The following is a 20728-nucleotide window of genomic DNA, read 5'->3' on the forward strand; positions in this document are numbered from 1 at the left end:
AGTGGCACGGGTGCTGTTTCTGGGCGGTCTGGGGCGCAGCGGGACCACGCTGGTCGAACGCCTCCTCGGTGAGCTTCCCGGGGTGTGCGCGCTGGGCGAGATCGTGCACCTGTGGCAGCGGGACGTACGCGACGACGAGCGCTGCGGATGCGGCGCCCGCTTCTCGGCCTGCGACTTCTGGGACGCGGTCGGCGAGCGGGCGTTCGGCGGCTGGCACCAGGTGGACGTGTACCGCGTGCTCGCCCTCCAGCACGCCGTCGAGCGCACCCGCTACATCCCGCGGCTCGCGGCCACCCGCCTGCCCGAGGACCACGTGGCGCTGATCGAGGAGTACGCCGGCTACTACGCCGCGATCTACGAGGCCGCCGCGCTCGTCTCGGGTGCCGAGGTGGTGGTCGACTCCTCCAAGCACAGCGCGCTCGCCCACTGCCTGCGCTGGTGGCCCGGCCTCGACCTGCGGGTGGTGCACGTGGTGCGGGACGCGCGCGGCGTCGCGTACTCGTGGACAAAGACCGTTGTCCGCCCGGAGGCCGAGGTGCCGGCGGAGATGACGCGCTACTCCCCCGCGCGATCCGCCCTGCTCTGGAACGCCCACAACGCCGCGTTCGCCCTCCTCGGCCGCCGTGGCATCCCGGTCCGGCGGATCCGGTACGAGGAGTTCGTCGCCGACCCGCGCACCGGGCTGCTCGACCTCGCGGCGTTCGCCGGGTTGGACATCACGGTGGCCGACCTCAAGTTCATCGACGGCGAGGAGGCGGACCTGCGCCCCGGGCACAGCGCGGCCGGCAACCCGATGCGCTTCACGGTCGGGCGGGTGCCGCTGCGGCGGGACGACGCCTGGCGTGACGCCTTCCCGCCGGTGCAACGCCGCCTCGTCGGCACGGTCTGCGCTCCGCTGCTGCGCGCGTACGGGTACCCGCTGCGCAGCCGGAGCTTGCCGTGACCCCGTCGGTCGGCGTGGTGATCCCCACCCGGGACCGCCCCGAACTGCTGCGGCGGGCGATCCAGAGCGTGCGCGAGCAGGACTACCCGGGGCCGGTGCGCATCGTCGTGGTCTTCGACCAGAGCGAGCCGGACCTGCTGCTGGCGAGCACGGCCGGCGTACCCGTGATGGTGGTGGCCAACTGGCGCACGCCCGGCCTCGCCGGCGCCCGCAACACGGGCATCCTGGCGCTCGACAGCGACCTGGTGGCCTTCTGCGACGACGACGACCGGTGGGCGCCGCAGAAGCTGACGCGACAGGTACGCGCGCTCGGCGGCGGCGACTTCGCCACCTGCGCGATCGAGGTGGAGTTCCGCGACCGGTGCACGCCACGGCTCGCCGGCTGCGAGCAGGTCACAGTGGAGCAGCTGGCCCGGTCGCGGATGGCGATGCTGCACTCGTCGAGCTTTCTGATCCGGCGCGGCGCGCTTGTCGACTCGGGGCGGCTGGGCCTTGTCGCGGAGGACGCGCCGGGCAGCCAGAACGAGGACTGGGACCTGCTGTTCCGGGCCGCCCGCCGCGCGCCGATCGTGCACGTCGACGAACCATTGGTACGCGTGCTGTGGGGGCGCACCTCCCACTACGCGTACGAGTACGACACGAAGATCACCTCGCTGCGCTGGATGATGTCGCGGCACCCCGAGATCCACGGCTGCCCGCCCGGCGCCGCCCGCGTCTACGGGCAGCTCGCCTGCTGGTCAGCCGCGACCGGCAACCGCGGCGCCGCCTGGCGGTGGACCCGCGAGGCGGTGCGCGCCAACTGGAAGGAGCCCCGAGCCGCGATCGCTCTGGCCGCGATGAGCGGCGCGGTCAAGGTCGAAAACGTACTGGCCGCCCTCCACCGCCGCGGCCGCGGCATCTGAGCGGGGCCGGGGCCGCGGGCGACACAGGTCCGCTACGGGAGCTGTCCGGCGCGGTCGACGATCGCGACGCGGAGCTGGGCCGACTCACGGACCACCTTCTCGCCGCGCAGCACGCGTTCGCCGAGGTACTTGTAGGTAGTGCCGTCGAAGATGAGCTCGACGCGGATGCCGTCGCGGGCCACGCCGACCGACACGCCGCGCCGCCCCGCGGCGTCGACCACGCCGTCCTTCGCGGTGACGCCTGGCTGCCGCCCCACGACCTGGTAGAGCGCCACCTGCGACTCAGGGCGCAGGTAGTTGTCGCGGAGCAGGTCGGCGGCGGCCGTGAAGACGTCGCCGCCCGGCCGCTCCCGCAGGTACTCCTCCATCGCCGCCGCGTCCGCCGGCGCGCTGGAGCGGTCCGCGCCCGGGCCGGGTGCGCGGTCGCAGTCGATCGACCGGCCGTTCCGGCTGATCGTCCAGACGCCGCGCGGGCAGTTCGCGAGCTTGGTGGTCCACCACCCGCTCCCCGAGCCGCGCGGCTGCACGTTCAGCAGCCCTGGCCGCCGGCCGTCGGCGGAGAGCCACACCTGCCGCGTCAGCGCCGCCGACTCGCCGCCCTCACCCTCGCAGTGCCAGCCCTCCGCACCGCCGGCGCAGGTCGCCTCGACCTGGATCGACTCGACGAACACGAACTGGTCGGGCCGCACCGCCAGGCCGTGCTCGGCGGCGAGTGCGGCGCCGGCCAGCACCTCGGCGGCGGAGCGTTGCGGCGCGGTCGCCGGCTCGTCGCGCGTGCCGGTCCACGGCGCGGCGACCAGCAGCACGCCCGCGACGGCGGCCGCCAGAGCCGGCACCGCGACGACGCGCCACATCCGGCGAGAGCGGGGCGCCGGCCGGTGAGCCTCGTGGACCAGCGCGGTCCGGATCCGGTCCATGGTGTACTCGTCGGCCGGCGCGAGGTCGCCGCGCAGGTCGCGCACGAGGCCGCAGCGACCAAGCCCCCTGGACCCCAGCCCGCGGCAGCGCGCGGCTAACGGCGCTGGTCCATTGGCGCGCCGCTGGTTCGTGGGCGCATTCGTGCGCCCAGCTTGAGAGCCACTCCCGGCAACCCCATGGGACCGGTCTGCCGGAGCCGGCTCTTCGGGGTGACCGCAACCGAACGCGGAGGATGAGGCCGCGGGAGCAACGGTCCAGACCACCACGGACATCGCGGTAGCCCGGAACTATCTCAATGTGGATCTGACGTTCGCACTCACCCTGACCACTAAAGGTGTCCAGCGTTTCCGGGTCACCGCATTAGGCCCCGAACTTGGAGAGCTTGCCCTTCAGCCGGGCGTAGCGGAGTGCGTACAGCAGGGAGGCGAGCGCGGCCGCCACGTACACCACGTCGAGCAGCGCGGCCACCGCCAGCCCGCCCCATTCGACGCCGCCACCGGCCAGGGTCGTGCGCATCCCCTCGAACACGTGGCTCGCCGGCACCAGCGCGGCGACCGCCTGTGCCGGGCCGGGCAGCACCGACAGCGGGTAGAAGACGGCCGCGAACGGCTGGAACACGAACACCATGATGAACGCGACGATCTGTGCGCTCTGCCCGAAGCGGATCACGGCGGCGATGGCCACCACGCCCAGCGCCCAGCCCATGACCATCAGGACCGCCACGAAGGGCAGGAGTCCCGGGCCGATCGTGAGCAGGCCGAAGCCGTAGAAGGTGAACGCCAGCACCGACATCACGCCGATCGTCACCGTCACCTTGACCACGCTGGCGAGCACGAGCCCGGCCACGTACTCCAGAGTGGACAGCGGCGAGACGAACACGTTGAGCAGGTTGCGGCTCCACACGTCGAAGAGGAAGCCGAACGCGAGCTCGCCCTGCGACCGGTGCATCACCTGCCACAGCAGCACCGCGCCGAGCAGCATCGCCACCGCGATGTGCACGCGGTTCTGCTGCATGTACATCGAGACAAGGCCCCACAGCACCAGCTCGGCGGTGGGCCAGAAGGCCATGTCGACAATGCGGGGCGGGTCGCGGCGCAGCGCGAAGAAGTCGCGGCGGATCACGCTCGCAATCCGCCGGCGCTGCGCCGCCGCCCCGTCGAGTATCAGCTCGCTCATCCCCGTGCCACCCTCAGAAAGACCGCTTCAAGGTCGTCGACCCCGTACTCCCCGGCGAGCTCCACCGCGCTGCCGGTCGCGACGATCCGGCCGCCCGACACGAAGTGGATGCGACTGCACATCCGCTCGACCTCGGGCATGTTGTGCGAGGTGATCAGCATCGCCCGCCCCGTGCGGTGCGCCTCGCGCAGCAGCAGCTCGCGGATGCGGTCGCCCACGTCGGGGTCGAGGTTGGCCGTCGGCTCGTCGAGCACGAGCAGCCCCGGCTCGTTGAGCAGCGCCTTCGCGAGCTGCACGCGGGTCTGCTGCCCGGACGACAGCTGCCCGTACCGCCGGTCGCGCAGCTCGCCGAGCTCGAGCAGCTCCATCATCTGTGCCACCTGACGGGCAGGGTGGCGCAGGCCGTACATGTGGGCGAACACGTCGAGCAGCTCGTCGACGCGCAGCACCCACGGCAGGCTCACGTAGCTGGCCGCGAAGTTGACCCGGGCCAGCGCCCAGGCGCGGTGGCGGGCCAGGTCGCGCCCGAACATCCGGATGGTGCCGGTGTCCGGCGTGGTCAGGCCGAGCACCATGTGGAGTGTGGTGGTCTTGCCGGCGCCATTGGGCCCCAGCAGACCCACGATCTCGCCCTCGCCGACGCCGAAGCTCACCCCGTCGACGGCCGTCACGGGGCCGAACCGCTTGGTCAGCGAAACAGCCTCGAGCACGGTCATGACATCGATGCTCCGAGGTGCGGCCCCGGCGGGCAACGTATTTACGGGAGGGTCCGGCGCATTTTACGGGAGGGTCCGGCGCATTTACGGGAGGGTCCGGCGCATTTACGGGAGGATCAGGTTGACGTCGCCGAACTCGTGCCACAGGTAGCGGGACTCGATCGCCTCGGCGTACACGCGGTCCAGCAGCGGGCGCCCCGCGACCGTCTCCAGCAGGTCGAGGTGCGACGCGCGCGGCTCGTGAAAGCCGGTGAGCAGGCCGTCCACCACGCGTACCCCGCGCTCGGGTGTCACCACCAGCTCAGTCCAGCCGCTCGCGGCGGCCACCACGCCGCCGGCGGTCGCGGCCGTCTCCAGCGCGCGCACCGCGGTCGTGCCGACCGCGATCACTCGGCCTCCGCCGGCCCTGGCCTGGGTGACGAGCCGCGCGGTGGTCTCCGGCACGTCAAACCTCTCCGGGTACGGGCGTTCGTGCGCTTCCGGCGACGCCACACCGGTGTGCAGCAGTACCGGCGCGAACTGCACGCCCGCCGCGACGAGGCGGGTCACCACCCGCTCGCTGAACGGGCGAGCCGCGCTCGGCATCTCCGCGCTGCCCGGCTCCGTGGCGAAGACCGTCTGGTAGTAGGACAGCGGCCACGGGCGGGGCACGTACGCGTACCGGATCGGCTGCCCGTACGCCCGCAGGTAGCTCTGCACCGGCCCACCGGTGTCCACAGTGGCCGTCCACAGTCGACCACGTGAGTACTCCTCGCGCAGGCGCACCGACCCGCCGCCGGGCAGCGGGTACCGCTGCCCGGCGACGCCCCCGTCGTACGGCCGGGTCGCCTTGCCCTCCGCCTGGCGCAGCTCCACGAGCCACTCGCCGCGGCCGAGCTCGTTGCTGAAGTGGACGGTCAGCCCCCCGCCGGTGGCGACCGCCGCGGGGAGCGTGCCCGAGGTGTTCACCACGAGCACGTCCCCGGCTCGGAGAAGCCGCGGGAGGTCCGTGAAGCGGCGGTGGGCCGTCGCGCCGGTGGACACCTCACCGACGAGCAGCCGAACGCCGTCCCGGGCCAACCCGCGTGCCTCCGGCGGCTCGTGCGCCTCCAGCTCGGCGGGGAGCGTGAACTCGATCACCGTCATGCCCGCGCCCCGGCGAGCAGGTCGGCGAGGCGGACCCGACCGGACGGCGGCCGGCTCTCCACCAGCCGCCGGAAGGCCGGTACGACCGTCACCGGCTCCGGGCGGTCGCTGATGTCCTCGCCCGGAAACGCCTCCTGGTGCATGCGGGTACGCAGATCGCCCGGGTCCACCCACCACACCCGGACGGCCGGCTCCTCGGCGGCGAGGATGCGGCTGGCCTGCTCGACCGCCGCCTTGGCCGACCCGTAGCCACCCCACCCCTCGTACGCCTCGACAGCCGCGTCGGAGGTCACGTTGACCACCGCGCCCCCGCGCGCCCGCAGGCCCGGCAGGGCGAGCTGGGCGAGCGCGAGCGGGGCGACGACGTTCACCTCGTACACGTCGCGGAGCGCGTCCAGCGGGTAGTCGGCCAGCCTCGGCTGCGGGCTGGGGCCGAGGATGCCCGCGTTGTTGACGAGCAGGTCGGCCCCGCCGAGCCGGTCGGCGGCGGCGATCAGCGCCAGCCGGTGCCCCGGGTCGGTGACATCGCCGGGCAGAGCGGTCACGTCCCGCGGTACGGCGGCGGCCGCCTCCGCGAGCGCGGCCGCGTTCCGACCGTCGATCACGAGGTCCCAACCCGCCTCGGCGAGTCCGTGTGCGAGCGCCAGCCCGAGCCCTCGGGAGGCGCCGGTGATGATTGCGACAGCCATGAGATCGACGCTAGGTAGCGGCGGGCCGCCTGCCATCGGGCCGCAGCCGGTGCGGTCCTCGGTCTTTGGTCCTAGGACCACGGCCCGATCCGGATCGGCGTCACCGTGGGTAGCCTGAGGGTGTGTGTGATCGCGGTGAGCTGCGCGAGGTGAGTACGGCGGTGCTGGCCGTCACCGCACACCTGTCCGTGCGCGAGGTGCTCCAGACGATCCTCACGTCGGCGCGCCGCCTGCTCGGCGCCCACTACGCCGCGCTGGGGGTGCCGGACAGCAACGGCGGCTTCGCCGAGTTTCTGGCCGACGGGGTAAGCGACGAGCAGTGGCGGGCGATCGGTCCGCTCCCGCGCCAGCACGGGGTGCTCGGCGAGATGCTGCGGTCGCCGCACGCGGTACGGATGGACGACATCCGCGACCATCCCCGCTTCGGTTGGTGGCCGAAGGCGCACCCGGTGCTCAAGGACTTCATCGGCATGCCGATCGTCGACGGCGACGAGATCCTCGGCGAGCTATTCCTGGCCAACAAGGTCGAGCCGGGCGGGTTCACCGCCGAAGACGAGGAGCTGCTGCGGCTGCTGGCCGCACACGCCGCGATCGCCCTCGTCAACGCCAGGCTCTACGAGCGCAGCCGCGAGCTGTCCATCGTGGAGGAACGAAACCGGATCGCCCGCGAGCTGCACGACGCGGTCACCCAGAAGCTTTTCAGCCTGCGGCTGACCGCCGACGCCGCGGCGACCGTCGTCGACCGCGACCCGGCCGCCGCCGCGGCGCAGCTGGAGGTGGTACGCCGCCTCGCCGCCGACGCCGCCGGCGAGCTGCGCTCCATTGTGGACGGCTTGCGCCCCGTGGATCTGTCCGGCGACGGGCTCGATGTGGCGCTGCGCAAGCAGGTCGAGCTGATCGACCGGGTGCACGCGGCGTCCGTGCGCTTCACCGGCTCTCCCGTGCCCCGGCTCACCGCCGCTCGCGAGGAGGCGGTCTACCGCACCGCGCAGGAGGCGCTGCACAACGCCCTCCGCCACGGCGAGCCCCGGTCGGTGACCGTCGAGCTGCGCGCCGAGGGCGGAAAGGTGGTGCTGCGGGTGGAGGACGACGGGCGCGGCTTCGCCGGTCCCCAGGAGCACCCGGCGGGTGCTCCCGCCCAGGCGGCCCGCCGCTTGGGCCTCGCGTCGATGCGCGAGCGGGCGACGGCCGTTGGCGGCGCCCTGAAGATCACATCGGCGGCCGGCGCCGGTACGAGCGTGCGGCTGGAGGTGCCGACCGGTGGGTGAGCCGATCCGGGTGCTGGTCGTCGACGACCATCCGGTCGTGCGGCAGGGGCTGCGCACGTTCCTGGACGTGCAGGAGGGCATCACGGTGGTGGGCGAGGCCGACGACGGCGCCGCCTGCGTGACCGAAGCGAAGCGGCTCCGTCCCGACGTGGTCCTGCTCGACCTGCTGATGCCCGGCACCGACGGGGTGGCGGCGCTGCACGGGCTGCGCGAGCTCGACGACCCGCCGAGGGTCCTGGTCATCACCAGCTTCACCGAGCCGACCGCGGTGCTCCCCGCGGTGCGAGCCGGCGCCGCGGGCTACGTGTACAAGGACGTCGACCCGCCCGCGCTGGCGGCGGCGATCCGCGCCGTGCACGCCGGCCACGTGCTGCTCCACCCCGACGTGGCGCGGCTGCTGGCGGCCGGGGACGCGCCGTCGTCCGCGCCGACGCTCACCGCCCGCGAGCGGGAGGTGCTGATCGAGGTGGCCCGCGGCCGGTCCAACCGCGAGATCGCCAAAGCGCTGGCGGTATCCGAAAAGACGGTTAAGACGCACGTCAGCGCGATCCTCGGCAAGCTCGCCGTGCAGGACCGCACCCAGGCCGCCCTGTACGCCGTCCGCACCGGCCTCGTCTGATCCGCTCGTCCCGGCGATATCACCCCGACCGGGCGGCTACGCCTCACCCACCCGGGGGCAGCTTGTTGGAGGAGCCGAGCCAACGAGAAGGAGACCCACATGGCTGCCAAGAGCAAGGCGTCGGCGGGCACCACAGCGATCAGGCCGTTTACGGTCGAAGTGCCCGAGGAGGACCTGCAGGCGATGCGCGCCCGGGTCGCTTCCAGCCGCCTGCCGGAGCGGGAGACGGTGCGGGACCAGTCGCAGGGCGTGCAGCTGGAGACGATCGAGGAGCTCGTACGCTACTGGGCCAACGACTACGACTGGCGCCCCGTCGAGGCCAAGCTGAACTCGATGCCCCAGTTCATCACCGAGATCGACGGGCTGGACATCCACTTCATCCACGTCCGTTCGCCGCACGAGGGCGCGCTGCCTCTCGTCGTCACGCACGGGTGGCCCGGATCGATCATCGAGCAGATGAAGATCGTCGACCTGCTGACGAACCCCACCGCGCACGGCGCCAGCGCGTCGGACGCCTTCGACCTGGTGATCCCGTCGATGCCCGGCTACGGCTTCTCCGGCAAGCCGAACAGCACCGGCTGGGACCCGGCGCGCATCGCGAACGCGTGGGTGGAGCTGATGAAGCGCCTCGGCTACACGCGGTTCGTGGCGCAGGGCGGCGACTGGGGGGCGATAATCACGGACGTGATGGCCGGTGGTCGCGACGCGCCGATGCCCTCCGAGCCGGCTCCGCCGGAGCTGATCGGCATCCACTCCAACATGCCGGGCGCGGTGCCGCCCGAGATCGACAAGGCGATACAGGCCGGCGAGCCGCCGCCCTCCACCCTCACCGACGAGGAGAGGCACGCCTGGGACCAGCTGGCGTTCTTCTACTCAAACCTCGGGTACGGGCAGATCATGGGCAACCGCCCGCAGACGCTGTACGGCCTGACGGACTCACCGGTCGGGCTGGCCAGCTTCATGCTCGACCACGACGCGCGCAGCTACGACCTGATCGCGCGGGCGTTCGGCGGCGAGCAGGAGGGCCTGTCGCGGGACGACGTCCTCGACAACATCTCGCTCTTCTGGCTCACGAACACCGGGGTCTCCGCCGCCCGCCTCTACTGGGAGAACAAGTTCAGCTACTTCTCCGCGAAGAACGTGTCGGTACCGGCCGCCGTGAGCGCCTTTCCCGACGAGCTGTACCAGACACCGCGGAGCTGGGCGGAGCAGGCGTATCCCAACCTCATGTACTACAACGACCTCGACCGCGGCGGGCACTTCGCCGCCTGGGAGCAGCCGGAGCTGTTCGCCTCCGAGGTCCGCGCAGGCTTCCGGCCGCTGCGCGCATGAGCGTGTTCGGGCATCCGCGCATGCCCTCGCTCAGCGGTGCGACCGAGTGGCTCAACTCGCCGCCACTCGGCCGCGCCGACCTGCGCGGCCACGCCGTGCTGGTCAACTTCTGGACGCTGACCTGCATCAACTGGCTGCGCCAGGAGCCGTACATCCGCGCCTGGTCGCGCGCCTACCGCGACGACGGGCTCATCGTGGTGGGAGTGCACACGCCGGAGTTCTCGTTTGAGCACGACGCCGCCAACGTGCGGCGCGCGGTCGCCGAGCGAGGGATCGACTACCCGGTCGCGGTCGACAGCGACTACGCGATCTGGAACGCGTTCGACAACCGCTACTGGCCGGCGCTCTACTTCGTGGACGGCGATGGCATGATCCGCGGCGACCACTTCGGCGAGGGGCGCTACGAGCACTCCGAGCGCCTCATCCAGCGCCTGCTCGGCGTCGACCGCGCGCCCACCCCGGTGCGTACGACCGGTGTGGAGGCCGCCGCCGACTGGGACAGCCTGCGCACACCCGAGACGTACCTCGGCTACGAACGCGGCGAGCCCCTGCCCTCCAACCGGTGGTCGCTCGCCGGCGACTGGCGGGTGGACGCGGAAAACCTCGTGCTCGCCCAGGCCGGCGGCAGCATCACGTTCCGCTTCGAGGCACGCGACGCGCACCTCGTGCTGTCACCCGGAGCCGCGGGCCCGATCTCCTTCCGCGTCCGCCTGGACGGCGCCGCGCCCGGACAGTCGCACGGCGTGGACATCGACGAGGACGGCGAGGGGCAGCTAACCGACGGCCGCCTCTATCAACTCGTCCGCCAGCACGACGGCGTCCGCGAGCGAACCCTGGACATCACGTTCGCCAACCCGGGCGCCGAGGCGTACGCGTTCACCTTCGGATAACTCCGAGTCGCCCCCAACCTGACAACCCAAAACGAGATGTGAGCTGCCGCGATGTCCGGGGTGGTCCGGACCGCTGCTCCCGCGGCCTCACCCTCCGCGGTCGCCCAGCTCAGCCCCGAAAAGCCAGCTCCCGCGACAGCTTCCGGTGCTCCTCCCAGCTCACGGTGCCCCTACCCGTGCTTCTGCAGATCTTCGAGACGGAATGCGCGAGTCCGCCCACAGTTCGGCACCGTCGTCGCGGTCTGTGACTGCCGATCAGGTGCAGGCGGTATGAGCTTCGAAACCTTGGTGAGTTAGCGCGTTATTTCGACGCTAACTTGCCAAGATCTGCCGGAGCCGGCTCCTGGGCTGAGCTGGGCGACCGCGGAGGGTGAGGCGGAAACCGCTGGCACAGCGACAGCTCACATCCAACTCGGGTCGGACTCTAAGAAGGCTCACCCTGACCGCGAAAGGACTCCAGACCACACTGGCTCCCTGATCGGCGTCAACAAAGGGCCCACAGAGCAGATCGTGGTCGTTTGTTGCCCCCGTAGGGGCAGCAAACGTCCACGATCCCAACGGGACCCGGGGTGAGCTCGCCCACCGCGGAAGGTGAGGCCGCGGGAGCGACGGTCTGGACCACGACGGACGTCGCGGTAGCCCTCATCTGCTTCGAATTGGATCTTCTGAAACGGCTACCACGGTCGCACCTCGCCGTGACCGCGAAGGGTGGCTAGAGCGACCACTCCGGGCCGGCTGGGGTGTCGCGGACCTCGACGCCGGCGGCGGCGAGGCCCTCGCGGATCTGGTCGGACGTGGCGAAGTCGCGGCCGGTGCGGGCCTTGGCGCGCAGGTCGAGCAGGAGCGCCACGTACGGGCCGAGCACCTCGCGCGGGTCACGGGCGCCGCGCTGGGCCAGCTCGCCGAGGCGCACGACCATCGAGCGGAGGACGGCGCGGGCGTGCTCGCCCTCATCGGAGATGTTTGTGTCGGCCGCCCAGTCAACCATGACCTGCTCCAGGTCGAGGATCGCTGCCACACAGCCGTCGGCGTCGCGCGCGGCAAGGGCGATGTCGAAGCGGGCCTCAAGCGCGTCCGCGGCGGCCTTGAGCGACGACTCGGGCGGCGCCTCCGCCACCGTCTCGTCCAGGGGCGGACCGGCGGCCAGCGGGACCGCCGCGGCGCGGCCGGACGCCAGCGTCGCGATGCTGACCACCGAGCCGGCGGGGTGTACGGCGCTCTGCCCGCCCCGGCGGACCGTGAAGCGGCCGTTGCCCAGCACGGACGCGGTGCCCGCGGCGAGGTCGAAGAGCACGGCGGTGTGCTCGTCGACGCCGAGGATCCGCGTCTCGTCGGGCAGCTCGGCCTCCATCGCGGTCAGCCGCCCCTCGCCGAGGTAGCAGAAGCGGGTGTCGTGGTGGCCGCCCTCGGCGTTGTCGTAGTGCGGGATGATCACGGCGGGGAAGCCCAGCAGCGGCGAGACCACGTCGAGCCCCGGCACCCAGTGCGGCTCGACGCCGGCCTTGTAGATCTCGTACACCGGGATGGCGTGGCTGCCCAGCGTCAGCGCGGCGGCGCTGGCGAAGCAGACCACGCCGCCGTCGCGCAGCCGGCCCGCGATGAGGTCGGGCACGGGGGTGTCGCGCCACTGGCGCAACGCGTACGTCGGGCTGCCGGGGCCGGCGAACACCCAGCCGGCCTCGCGCAGGGTGGTCAGTGCCCGCTCCCGCTCCAGCGTGTCGGTGGGTGGGCGGCGCCAGGAGAGCACCTCGATCTGCCGCCCCACGCTGGCCGCGAAGTAGCCGACCGCGCGCGCGGAGATGTCTTCGGCGTTGGACTGAAACCCGTACGGCGTGTCGAGCAGCACGGCCCGCCGCTCACCGACCCGCTCCAGGATCGCCCGGTGCGGCTTGACCATGGTGGGCGCGGTCTCCCCCGACCCCATGATCACGAGAAGGCCGCTCATACAAGCCTCAGCAGGTCGGCGGCCAGCTCGCGCGGATGCTGCGCGTGCAGATCGTGATCACCTCCGGGGTACTCCCGGATGGTGGCGTCGGCCAGCATCCGCGCCGCGGCGTCGACCCGCGCGCGGGTCCGCGCCGCCCGCTCGCTGTCGGCGGGCACGGCCGGCACGAGCAGCACCGGCATGGCGAGCGCCGGGTAGAACCGCTGCGGCGGGTCGTCCCACATGTCGCGCACGATCTCCATGTGCCGCGCGATCGGCAGCCGCCGGGTCAGCGTGCCGTCGGGCGCCGCCCGCAGGTTGGCCACCGTCGCGTCGACCGCCGTCGCCGACCAGTCCGGGTGCGCGCGCCGCAGGAAGCCACGCATCTGCTCGACCCGCAGCCCGTCGAGGTCGGGCGGGCGCAGCGCCGCCGCGCACGCCTCCCAGCTGTCAAACTGCGCGGGCAGGTCGATCCACCCGCCATCCACCAGCGCGAGCGACTTGACCAGCGCGGGATGCTCGGCCGCGAGCCGGACCACGACGTTGCCACCCCACGACTGCCCCACCACGACGAGATCGCGCAGCTCCAGCGCGGTGGCGACGGACGCGAGGTCGGCGGCGGCGGTGGCCGCGTCGTATCCGCTGTCGGGCACGTCCGACTCGCCGTGCCCGCGCAGGTCGACCGCGAACGACCCATGGCCGGCCTCCGCCAGCTCGCTGGCCACCTCGTCCCACAGCCGCGCGTTGGACGCGAGCCCGTGCACGAGGAGAAAGGACGGCTCGCGCACACCGTCACGGCGGCGCACGCTCAGATAAACGCCCTCACCAACCGCTACCCGCAGGTCCACGCACCTGAATCTAGGCCCCGGGTGGGACAAGATTCCAGCTTCACCCACAGACCACGCTAAATGGCGTCCCGGAGGTGTTGGGCGGCGTCTTCGGGGACGATGTCGTTGATGAAGACGCCCATGCCGGACTCGGAGCCGGCCAGGTACTTCAGTTTGTTCGCCGCCCGGCGGATGGTGAAGAGCTGCAGGTGCAGGTGGCTCTCCTCGCGGCCGCTGCGCACCGGGGCCTGGTGCCACGCCGAGATGTACGGCATCGGCATGTCGAACAGGCCGTCGAAGCGGCGCAGCACGTCCAGGTAGAGCGGGCCGAACGCCGCGCGCTCGGCGTCGTCCAGGGCGGGCAGGTCGGGCACCCGGCGGTGCGGGGCGATGTGCACCTCGAAGGGCCAGCGCGCGGCGACCGGTACGAACGCGGTCCAGTGCTCGTTGGCCGCCACCACGCGTACGCCGGCGGCGCGCTCGCTGGCCAGCAGCTCCGAGTAGACCGGACGGCCGCGGGACGCCGTGAGCATCGCGCGCGTGCGCGGGGTGACGAAGGGGTACGCGTAGATCTGCCCGTGCGGGTGGTGGAGGGTCACACCGATCTCCACGCCGCGGTTTTCGAAGCAGAACACCTGCTCCACGCCGTCCAGCGTGGACAGTGCCAGCGTGCGGTCGATCTGCGCCTCCAGCACGGTGCGCACGCGCGACGGCGGCAGCGTGGCGAACGAGGCGTCGTGGTCGGAGGTGAAGCAGACGACCTCGCAGCGGCCCTGCGCCGGGCGGGCCACGATCCCCTCGGGCAGCGACACCGGCCGCTCGCTGAAGGACGGAAACCTGTTTTCGAAGACCACCACGTCGTAGTCGGACGCCGGGATCTCGGTCTGCCGCCCGTCCCGCGAGGGGCACAGCGGGCACTCGTCGGCCGGCGGCAGGAACGTGCGGGTCTGCCGGTGCGCCGCGATGGCCACCCACTCGTCGACCAGCGCGTCGTACCGCAGCTGGGACGCGGGTGGCGGCGGCGGGAGGTCGCGCTTGTCGACGGACTCCCGCACGACGTCGTCGTGCTCCTCGTAGTAGATCAGCTCGCGGCCATCGGCCAGCGTGGTGGGCACCTTCCTCACGGGACGATCACCAACTCCTCGACGTGCTCGGACAGGGTGGCCCGGGCGGGTGTGGAAAGGCCCGCGTCGCTCACGACGACGTGGGCCTCGGACAGCTCGGCGATGGAGGAGATGCCGACCGTGCCCCACTTGGTGTGGTCGGCCAGCACGACGAGGCGTTCGGCGGCGGCGACCAGGGCCCGGTTGGTGTCCGCCTCCATCAGGTTGGGCGTGGTGAAGCCGGCGCGCTCGCTCATCCCGTGTACGCCGAGGAACAGCACGTCAAGGTGGAGCGAGCGGATCGCGGTGAGCGCCACGGGCCCGACGAGCGCGTCGGAGGGTGTACGCATCCCGCCGGTCAGCACCACCGTCTGGTCGGGGCGGCCGGCGCGGTAGAAGACGTCGGCGACCGGGATCGAGTTGGTCACGACGGTCAGCTCGGGCACGTCGACGAGGCGCTGGGCAAGCTCCGCGGTGGTGGTACCCGCGGAAAGGGCGACCGCGGTCCCGGGAGTGACCAGCCCCGCCGCCCGCGCCGCGATGGCGGCCTTTTCCGCCCGCTGGCGGATGGACTTGGCCTCGAAGCCGGGCTCGTCGGTGGAGCCGGGGCGCACGGAGGTGGCGCCGCCGTGCACCTTGGCCAGCAGCCCCCGGTCGGCTAGCGCCTCCAGGTCGCGGCGGATCGTCATGTCGGACACGCCGAACTCGGCGGCGAGGTCGGTCACCCGCACCCCACCGGAGGCCCGGACCCGGTCCAGGATCGCGGACTGGCGCTGCGGTGCGAGCATCAGGCCTCCCGCAGGACGGCGACGCCGCCGGCGTCGAGCTGCCCGGTCCAGGCCGCGCCGGTCAGCAGATCGACACCCGCGGCCTCGACCCCGGCGGGCGTTTCGGCGTGGTTCATCAGGAAGAGGTACGTGCGGCCGTCCGCGTGCCGCCGGCGGACCGCCTCGACGCCCGCCGGCACCGGGTGGGTGGGCGCGACGCCGGCCGTCTCCGCCACGGCGCCGAGCCAGCGGGCCAGGTCGGGGTCGGCCAAGCGGGTGCTCGTGTACCAGGCGGTGCCGTGCCGGGTGAGCGCCGCTCCGCCGGCGAGCGGACCGTCCGCATAGGACGCGAGCACCTCGGCGCCCGCACTGTGCAGCGCCTCGGTCCACACGGTGCCGGTCGACCCGTCGTCCAGCGGCACCGGCTCGCTCGTCGGGTAGAACTCCTCGACCCGCACGCCGAGCAGCCCGGCGAGCGCACCCGGCAGCGGCGCGGGATGGACGTGGTCGTGCTCGTCGACAAGCCCGCTGTACGGTCCCACCGCCAGCGTTCCGCCGCCTTCCACATAGGAGCGCAGGTTGTCCGCCGCCGCGGTGGTGAGCAGATATAGGGCGGGCGCGAGCACCAGCCGGTACCCGGAAAGGTCGGCGCCGGGGTGGGCGAGGTCGGCGGTGACGCCGGCCCGCCACAACGTCGCGTGCCACCGCATGATCTCGGTGAACGCGGCCATGTCGACGCTCGGCTGGTTGCGCGCCTCCTGCGCCCACGCGCTCGGGTAGTCAAGCAGCACGGCCACGTCGGCGACGGTGCGCGAACCCTCCACTTCGGACACATCCCGCAGGATGCCGCCGAGGCGCACCACCTCGCGCCACACCTTCGAGTCGGTACCGGCGTGCGGCAGCATCGCCGAGTGCCACTTTTCGGAGCCGGCGCGGCTGGCCCGCCACTGGAAGAACATCGCGCCCTCGGAGCCGCGCGCCACGTTGCCGAGGCTCTCCCGGATGAGCTGGCCCGGCCGCTTGGCGAAGTTGCGCGGCTGCCAGTTGACCGCGCTGGTGGAGTGCTCCATCAGCAGCCACGGCGCGCCGCCGCCGAGCGAGCGGCTCAGGTCCGCCGCGTACGCCGACTGGGCCGGCGCCTCCCGCGGGTCGTCACCGACCAGGTAGTGGTCGTTGGAGACGAGCCGGTCGGTGCCGGTCATCTCCCGCCCCCAGGCCCAGTAGTCGAGGTCGAAGCAGGCGGCGGTCATGAGGTTGGTGGTGACGGGCACGCCGGGCGAGAGCTTGTGCAGCAGGTCGCGCTCCGCGGTGAAGTTGGTCAGGTGCTCGTCCGAGCTGAACCGCTTGAAGTCGAGCACCTGTCCCGGGTTGGACGAGGTGACCGTCGCGCGGGGCGGCTGCACCTGCGCCCAGTCCGTGTACGTCTGTGACCAGAACGCGGTGCCCCACGCCTCGTTGAGCGCGTCCAGGTCGTCGCCGTACCGCCCGCGCAGCCAGTCGCGGAACGCGCCCGCGGACACGTCGCAGTAGCAGTGCGCATTGTGGCACCCGTACTCGTTGTGGACGTGCCACATCGCCAGCGCGGGGTGGTCGTGGTAGCGGCGGGCGAGCTGCTCGGCCAGGCGCGCCGCGGCCTGGCGGTAGCGCGGCGAGCTGGGGCAGAAGGCCTGGCGGCTGCCGTACGTCAGGCGGCGCCCGCCGGCGTCGACCGGGAGGATCTCCGGGTACGCGTGGGAGAACCAGGCCGGCGGCGACGCGGTGGCGGTGGCGAGGTCGACGCGGATGCCGCCGGCGTGCAGGCCGTCGAGGATGCGGTCGAGGCGGTCGAACGCGTACTCTCCCTCGGCCGGCTCCAGCCACGCCCAGGCGAAGACGCCGACGGTGGCGAGGTTGACCCCCGCCTCGCGCATGAGCCGCACGTCCTCGGGCCACACGCTCTCCGGCCACTGCTCGGGGTTGTAGTCACCGCCGTACCACAGCACCACGTCCGGCCTCCACCGCTTCCGCACGGAACTGAACAGAATTGAACAGTACCGCACGCCCACACTGTGTGACATCCTGTGCCCGTGCTCTTCGAGATCCTCGATGAGGTCCGAGTCGACGCGGGGACGGCCCGGGTCTACGAGGAGGGGTGGCAATCCTGGTCACCTACCTCCTGGTACCCCGTTGACGCGCCGCCACCCCGCCCGGCGACCGATTGGCGGCGGCGGGGCAACTACCGGCCGGAGATCGCCGCGCCGGTGGACGGCTTCCAAGGCGAAGGGCTGCTGGCGATCGACCCCGGCGACGGCGGCCCCCTGCGCGTGTACGCCGCGCCCGACCCGCTGACCGTCCCGTCGATCCGGGCCGCGCTCGTCGACGGCCACGTCGTGGTCTCGGCAAACGGCCAGGTCACCGCGCACACCGGCGTGCCGCTCGGCGACTGGGCGACCGGCTTCGCGCGTACCTCCGGCGCCGACCTGCCGCGCGTGGCGCCGACGGCGTGGTGCTCCTGGTACCACTACTTCGACCAGGTCACAGAAACGGACATCGAGGAGAACATCGCCGCGATCAACGAGCGCGACCTGCCGGTCGACGTGGTCCAGGTGGACGGCGGCTGGCAGGCGGCCGTGGGCGACTGGCTCCACCTCTCCGACCGGTTCGCCTCGCTCGACGGGGTGGCCGGGCGGATCCGCGACGCCGGACTGCGCGCCGGGATCTGGGTGGCGCCGTTCTGGGTCGAGGAGGGCAGCTGGCTGGCCCGCGAGCACCCGGAGTGGCTGATCGCCGGCCCCGACGGCCTCCCGGTCTCGGCCGGCCAGCACTGGGGCGCCCCGTCGTACGGGCTGGACACCACCAACCCGGCCGCCGCCGACCACCTGCGCGAGGTCTTCGACTGGCTCGCCAACCTCGGCTTCGACTACTTCAAAATCGACTTCGTGTACGCGGCCGCGCTGTCCGGCTCGCGCCACACTGGCGTGGAGCCCCTGGCCGCGTACCGGAGCGGGGTCGCCCTCGTCCGCGAGGTCATCGGCCCGGACGCGTACCTGCTGGGGTGCGGCGCCCCGATCCTGCCCAGCGTCGGCCTCTACGACGCGATGCGCGTGTCGGCGGACACCGCCCCGGCGTACGAGCCCGCGGACGGCGACCTTTCCCAGCCCTCGCAGCGCGCCGCCACCCTCTCCACCGCCGGGCGCGCCTGGCAGCACGGCCGCTTCTGGGTGAACGACCCGGACTGCCTGATCGTCCGCCCGGAGGTCGAGCGCCGCGAGGAGTGGGCAGCGACCGTCGAGCGGTACGGCGGCCTGCGCGTCAGCTCCGACCGGATCGCCGCCCTGGACGACTGGGGCCTCGAGACCACCCGCCGCCTGCTCAGCGACCCGCCCCCACCCACGCCGTTCAACCAGGAGCATTTCTGAGGGACTGCGAGACAGCGTTCCACGCCGTGGCGGGCGATGAGCCCGTTGCGCTCGTCTGGCATCGTCGAATCGACGGGCTTGCCGTTCTCCTTTCAGAGTACCGTGAGGTGAGCGTCATGAATGGCTCTCGGTTCCTTCGCCCTCAGCAGCGCTGGAGCACGGCCTCGATCGTCACCTCGTGCGTGCTTGGCACCCTGATACTCCTAGCCGTACTCACGCTGCCCGCGTGGGTTGGATCCGCCTCGAGGCTTGCTCCGAATCAGGATCGGATCTTTGCCGCTGCCTCAGCGATGATCTCGGCACTCGCCCTGGGCGGCGTGGTCATTTCCTTGACGCTCCAACGACGCCAGGTCCAGGTCTCCCAGATCGTCGCCGCGCGAGAACGGCACTTCGAGCTTGTCATGCTCGCCTTCGAGGATCCGCAGCTGGTCTTTGAGCAGTCGCCTCTGCTCATGACCGACGGCAACCGGAAGATCTGGATGCATTCGAATCTTTGGATGACACAGTGGAGCCTTCTGTGGCAGCTGCGGCAGATCGACGAGCCAAAGCTCAAGCGACTCGCGTTTACTCTCTTTCAGGACCCAACTCGTCTGACCTGGTGGCAGACCACGGGCACCACGTGGTCCGATGATCGATCGAGACGCGGCCGCGAGTTCTTCCGGATCGTAACGGCTGCCCACGAGGACGCACGGGCAATGACAGTTCGGGGTGGGCCGTCTTCCACCCACCCCGAACCGCCTACAGCAGGTGCACCCGTTGCTCGTTGCCGTCACGATCCCTCAGGATCAACTGACAGCCATCACTGAGCTGATCTTCGAAGAAGGCGTACGCGATTATCGCGCGGTTGATTGCTTCCGTCTTCGTGGAGGCGCTTCCTGTCACCAAGCCCTCCAAAGCAGCCGACGCCTTCTTTAGCAGCGCGACGTTAACCCGCTCTGTTCCATTTCCAGGGCCACTGCTCTCGGTTGCTGTCATCTCCGCCTTCGCTCGTCTGCGAAGGACTAACTTCAATATGAAGGCAGGGTTCGTCTTTTGCTCAAACGAGATTGCTCGATGTGTTCCGCGCTCGGCCACCAACCACCTTCCTGGGGTTTGACTTCAATGCAGTGATTTTGGGGCATATATAGGACACGCATCAAGCCCAACACGCGCACATCAGACCTGTCAGACATTCGTCACAGGAGCCTCAGGAGTATGCTGGCACCTCGTGTCGAGACGCCTACCCCGCGCAATCGACACCCCCTGCGGGTGCTAATCTGCGCCAAAGCGGTACACAGAGAGTGAAGCCGGCACACATCCGCTACACACTCCGTGACAACAGGACGGGCGCTCCCCATGCGACGAGGAGCGCCCGCGTTGGCCCGTACCACAACCCGATGCGCGATCAGAAAGGGAAACAGACCTCAGGCGACCTTATCGCCGCAGCGGCATCTCCGATAGGCACGCCACCCCAACGGACGGGTTGAACCCCGTTCGGGTTGGATCGGCCTGCCCGCCGCACGCCCGAAATGTGGCTGGAACGGGCCGATCTGCCATGCGGGCCGGCTATCGGCGCGGTTGCCGCCACCGCTGACATCCTCACTCCCCCGCCGGGGCAGCCAGCAGCTCTCACGATCAGCGTGGATACACGCCGGTCGCTGCCACCACGCCTACGGCAAACCAGCATCGGCAGACCTTGGCGGATCGCGAGCGATCGGACCGCCACACGGTCCTGCCAGAAGGGCACCGGGTCATTGAATAGCGCCAGCTTTGCCGGCCGTGCCTGGTTCAAGAGCGTTCGTTCCAATATCCACTCAGACTGCGTGGAGGTTGCGATCGGCGATCACGAAGTGGCCATGCGCGACTCGAAAGCTCCGGATGGACCAGTACTCGTGTTTGCGCACGCGGCCTGGCTCGACTTCATCGACTGCGTGAAGGTCGACGGCTTCCGACCCAGCGGGGAGGTGACTGCCGAAGAGTAGCCCCGTCACCCGCGATGGGTGGGGTCGTTGGTACAGGTGGACGTGGTGCCAGTCATGTCCAGTGAGATCGCCGGTCATGGCCGCCCACCGCGCCGGCCGTCGGTCTTACGGCTGTGGCGAACAGCCTGCCGTCCCTTCCCAGCGGGGGGTCCTGTCCCGGGCCCCCGCGC

The 20728-nt window shown here is 71.4% G+C and carries 20 protein-coding genes; 9 read left to right on the forward strand and 11 right to left on the reverse strand.

The genetic code is table 11. The features are described from left to right. The first annotated feature begins 1 nt into the window (after position 1). Positions 2 to 943: a sulfotransferase gene (locus Phou_RS14445; RefSeq protein ID WP_173056518.1), complete on the forward strand. Its 942-nt coding sequence runs from the start codon at positions 2 to 4 to the stop codon at positions 941 to 943. After that, positions 940 to 1845 carry a glycosyltransferase family 2 protein gene (locus Phou_RS14450; protein ID WP_218579024.1) on the forward strand — a complete coding sequence of 302 codons (906 nt, stop codon included), beginning with the start codon at positions 940 to 942 and terminating at the stop codon, positions 1843 to 1845. The genes Phou_RS14445 and Phou_RS14450 overlap by 4 nt, the downstream gene beginning before the upstream one ends. A 32-nt stretch (positions 1846 to 1877) precedes the next feature. Here the strand turns inward: Phou_RS14450 and Phou_RS14455 are convergent, their stop codons facing one another. The 5 genes from Phou_RS14455 to Phou_RS14475 form a co-directional block, all read right to left on the reverse strand. Continuing rightward, entirely contained in the window at positions 1878 to 2807 is a 930-nt protein-coding gene (locus Phou_RS14455) for a CU044_5270 family protein (RefSeq protein WP_173056519.1), read from the reverse strand. Between the two features lie 316 nt (positions 2808 to 3123). Beyond that, complete coding sequence (locus tag Phou_RS14460) at positions 3124 to 3939, reverse strand: ABC transporter permease (RefSeq protein ID WP_173056520.1); 816 nt, start codon at positions 3937 to 3939, stop codon at positions 3124 to 3126. Continuing rightward, positions 3936 to 4655 carry an ABC transporter ATP-binding protein gene (locus Phou_RS14465; RefSeq protein WP_173056521.1) on the reverse strand — a complete coding sequence of 240 codons (720 nt, stop codon included), beginning with the start codon at positions 4653 to 4655 and terminating at the stop codon, positions 3936 to 3938. The genes Phou_RS14460 and Phou_RS14465 overlap by 4 nt, the downstream gene beginning before the upstream one ends. A gap of 105 nt (positions 4656 to 4760) precedes the next feature. Then, positions 4761 to 5780: an S-adenosylmethionine:tRNA ribosyltransferase-isomerase gene (locus tag Phou_RS14470; RefSeq protein WP_173056522.1), complete on the reverse strand. Its 1020-nt coding sequence runs from the start codon at positions 5778 to 5780 to the stop codon at positions 4761 to 4763. Next, positions 5777 to 6469, reverse strand: coding sequence for an SDR family oxidoreductase (locus Phou_RS14475; protein ID WP_173056523.1), 693 nt, complete (start codon positions 6467 to 6469; stop codon positions 5777 to 5779). The genes Phou_RS14470 and Phou_RS14475 overlap by 4 nt, the downstream gene beginning before the upstream one ends. 122 nt (positions 6470 to 6591) lie before the next feature. Between Phou_RS14475 and Phou_RS14480 the strand changes: the two genes are divergently transcribed. The 4 genes from Phou_RS14480 (at position 6592) to Phou_RS14495 (ending at position 10578) form a co-directional block, all read left to right on the forward strand. Further along, a complete protein-coding gene (locus tag Phou_RS14480) occupies positions 6592 to 7737 on the forward strand; it encodes a GAF domain-containing sensor histidine kinase (RefSeq protein WP_173056524.1) in 1146 nt (381 codons plus the stop codon). After that, the gene (locus tag Phou_RS14485) at positions 7730 to 8356 is read left to right on the forward strand and encodes a response regulator (protein WP_173056525.1); all 627 of its coding nucleotides are present in this window, start codon (positions 7730 to 7732) and stop codon (positions 8354 to 8356) included. The genes Phou_RS14480 and Phou_RS14485 overlap by 8 nt, the downstream gene beginning before the upstream one ends. Before the next feature lie 99 nt (positions 8357 to 8455). Next, positions 8456 to 9688, forward strand: coding sequence for an epoxide hydrolase family protein (locus Phou_RS14490; protein ID WP_173056526.1), 1233 nt, complete (start codon positions 8456 to 8458; stop codon positions 9686 to 9688). Beyond that, positions 9685 to 10578 (forward strand): redoxin domain-containing protein, encoded by an 894-nt coding sequence (locus Phou_RS14495; RefSeq protein WP_173056527.1) that lies wholly within the window; start codon positions 9685 to 9687, stop codon positions 10576 to 10578. Before Phou_RS14490 ends, Phou_RS14495 begins: the two co-directional genes overlap by 4 nt. Positions 10579 to 11290: 712 nt before the next feature. On the opposite strand, the gene Phou_RS14500 is transcribed toward Phou_RS14495, so the two are convergent. Genes Phou_RS14500 through Phou_RS14520 form a run of 5 tightly spaced genes read right to left on the reverse strand, consistent with a single transcriptional unit; the run spans position 11291 to position 17256 of the window. Next, a complete protein-coding gene (locus Phou_RS14500; RefSeq protein ID WP_173056528.1) occupies positions 11291 to 12523 on the reverse strand; it encodes a hypothetical protein in 1233 nt (410 codons plus the stop codon). Then, positions 12520 to 13350, reverse strand: coding sequence for an alpha/beta fold hydrolase (locus Phou_RS14505; protein ID WP_173056529.1), 831 nt, complete (start codon positions 13348 to 13350; stop codon positions 12520 to 12522). Before Phou_RS14505 ends, Phou_RS14500 begins: the two co-directional genes overlap by 4 nt. Before the next feature lie 56 nt (positions 13351 to 13406). Next, positions 13407 to 14453 carry a galactose-1-phosphate uridylyltransferase gene (gene galT, locus Phou_RS14510; protein WP_173056530.1) on the reverse strand — a complete coding sequence of 349 codons (1047 nt, stop codon included), beginning with the start codon at positions 14451 to 14453 and terminating at the stop codon, positions 13407 to 13409. After that, positions 14450 to 15220: a DeoR/GlpR family DNA-binding transcription regulator gene (locus tag Phou_RS14515; protein ID WP_173056531.1), complete on the reverse strand. Its 771-nt coding sequence runs from the start codon at positions 15218 to 15220 to the stop codon at positions 14450 to 14452. Before Phou_RS14515 ends, galT begins: the two co-directional genes overlap by 4 nt. Beyond that, entirely contained in the window at positions 15220 to 17256 is a 2037-nt protein-coding gene (locus Phou_RS14520; RefSeq protein ID WP_173056532.1) for a beta-galactosidase, read from the reverse strand. Before Phou_RS14520 ends, Phou_RS14515 begins: the two co-directional genes overlap by 1 nt. A 9-nt stretch (positions 17257 to 17265) precedes the next feature. Between Phou_RS14520 and Phou_RS14525 the strand changes: the two genes are divergently transcribed. Then, entirely contained in the window at positions 17266 to 18597 is a 1332-nt protein-coding gene (locus Phou_RS14525) for a glycoside hydrolase family 36 protein (protein WP_218579025.1), read from the forward strand. Positions 18598 to 18887: 290 nt separating this feature from the next. Continuing rightward, on the forward strand, positions 18888 to 19403 hold the full coding sequence (locus Phou_RS55460) for a DUF6082 family protein (protein WP_371872185.1): 516 nt from the start codon (positions 18888 to 18890) through the stop codon (positions 19401 to 19403). Here the strand turns inward: Phou_RS55460 and Phou_RS14535 are convergent. Continuing rightward, a complete protein-coding gene (locus Phou_RS14535) occupies positions 19336 to 19572 on the reverse strand; it encodes a hypothetical protein (protein WP_173056535.1) in 237 nt (78 codons plus the stop codon). The two genes, Phou_RS55460 and Phou_RS14535, sit on opposite strands and share 68 nt — an antisense overlap. A gap of 533 nt (positions 19573 to 20105) precedes the next feature. On the opposite strand from Phou_RS14535, the gene Phou_RS55465 reads away from it, so the two are divergent. After that, positions 20106 to 20558, forward strand: a complete 453-nt coding sequence (locus Phou_RS55465) for a DUF397 domain-containing protein (protein ID WP_173056536.1) — start codon at positions 20106 to 20108, stop codon at positions 20556 to 20558. Positions 20559 to 20728: the final 170 nt, after the last annotated feature.

This window comes from Phytohabitans houttuyneae (assembly GCF_011764425.1).
Taxonomy (GTDB): Bacteria; Actinomycetota; Actinomycetes; order Mycobacteriales; family Micromonosporaceae; genus Phytohabitans; species Phytohabitans houttuyneae.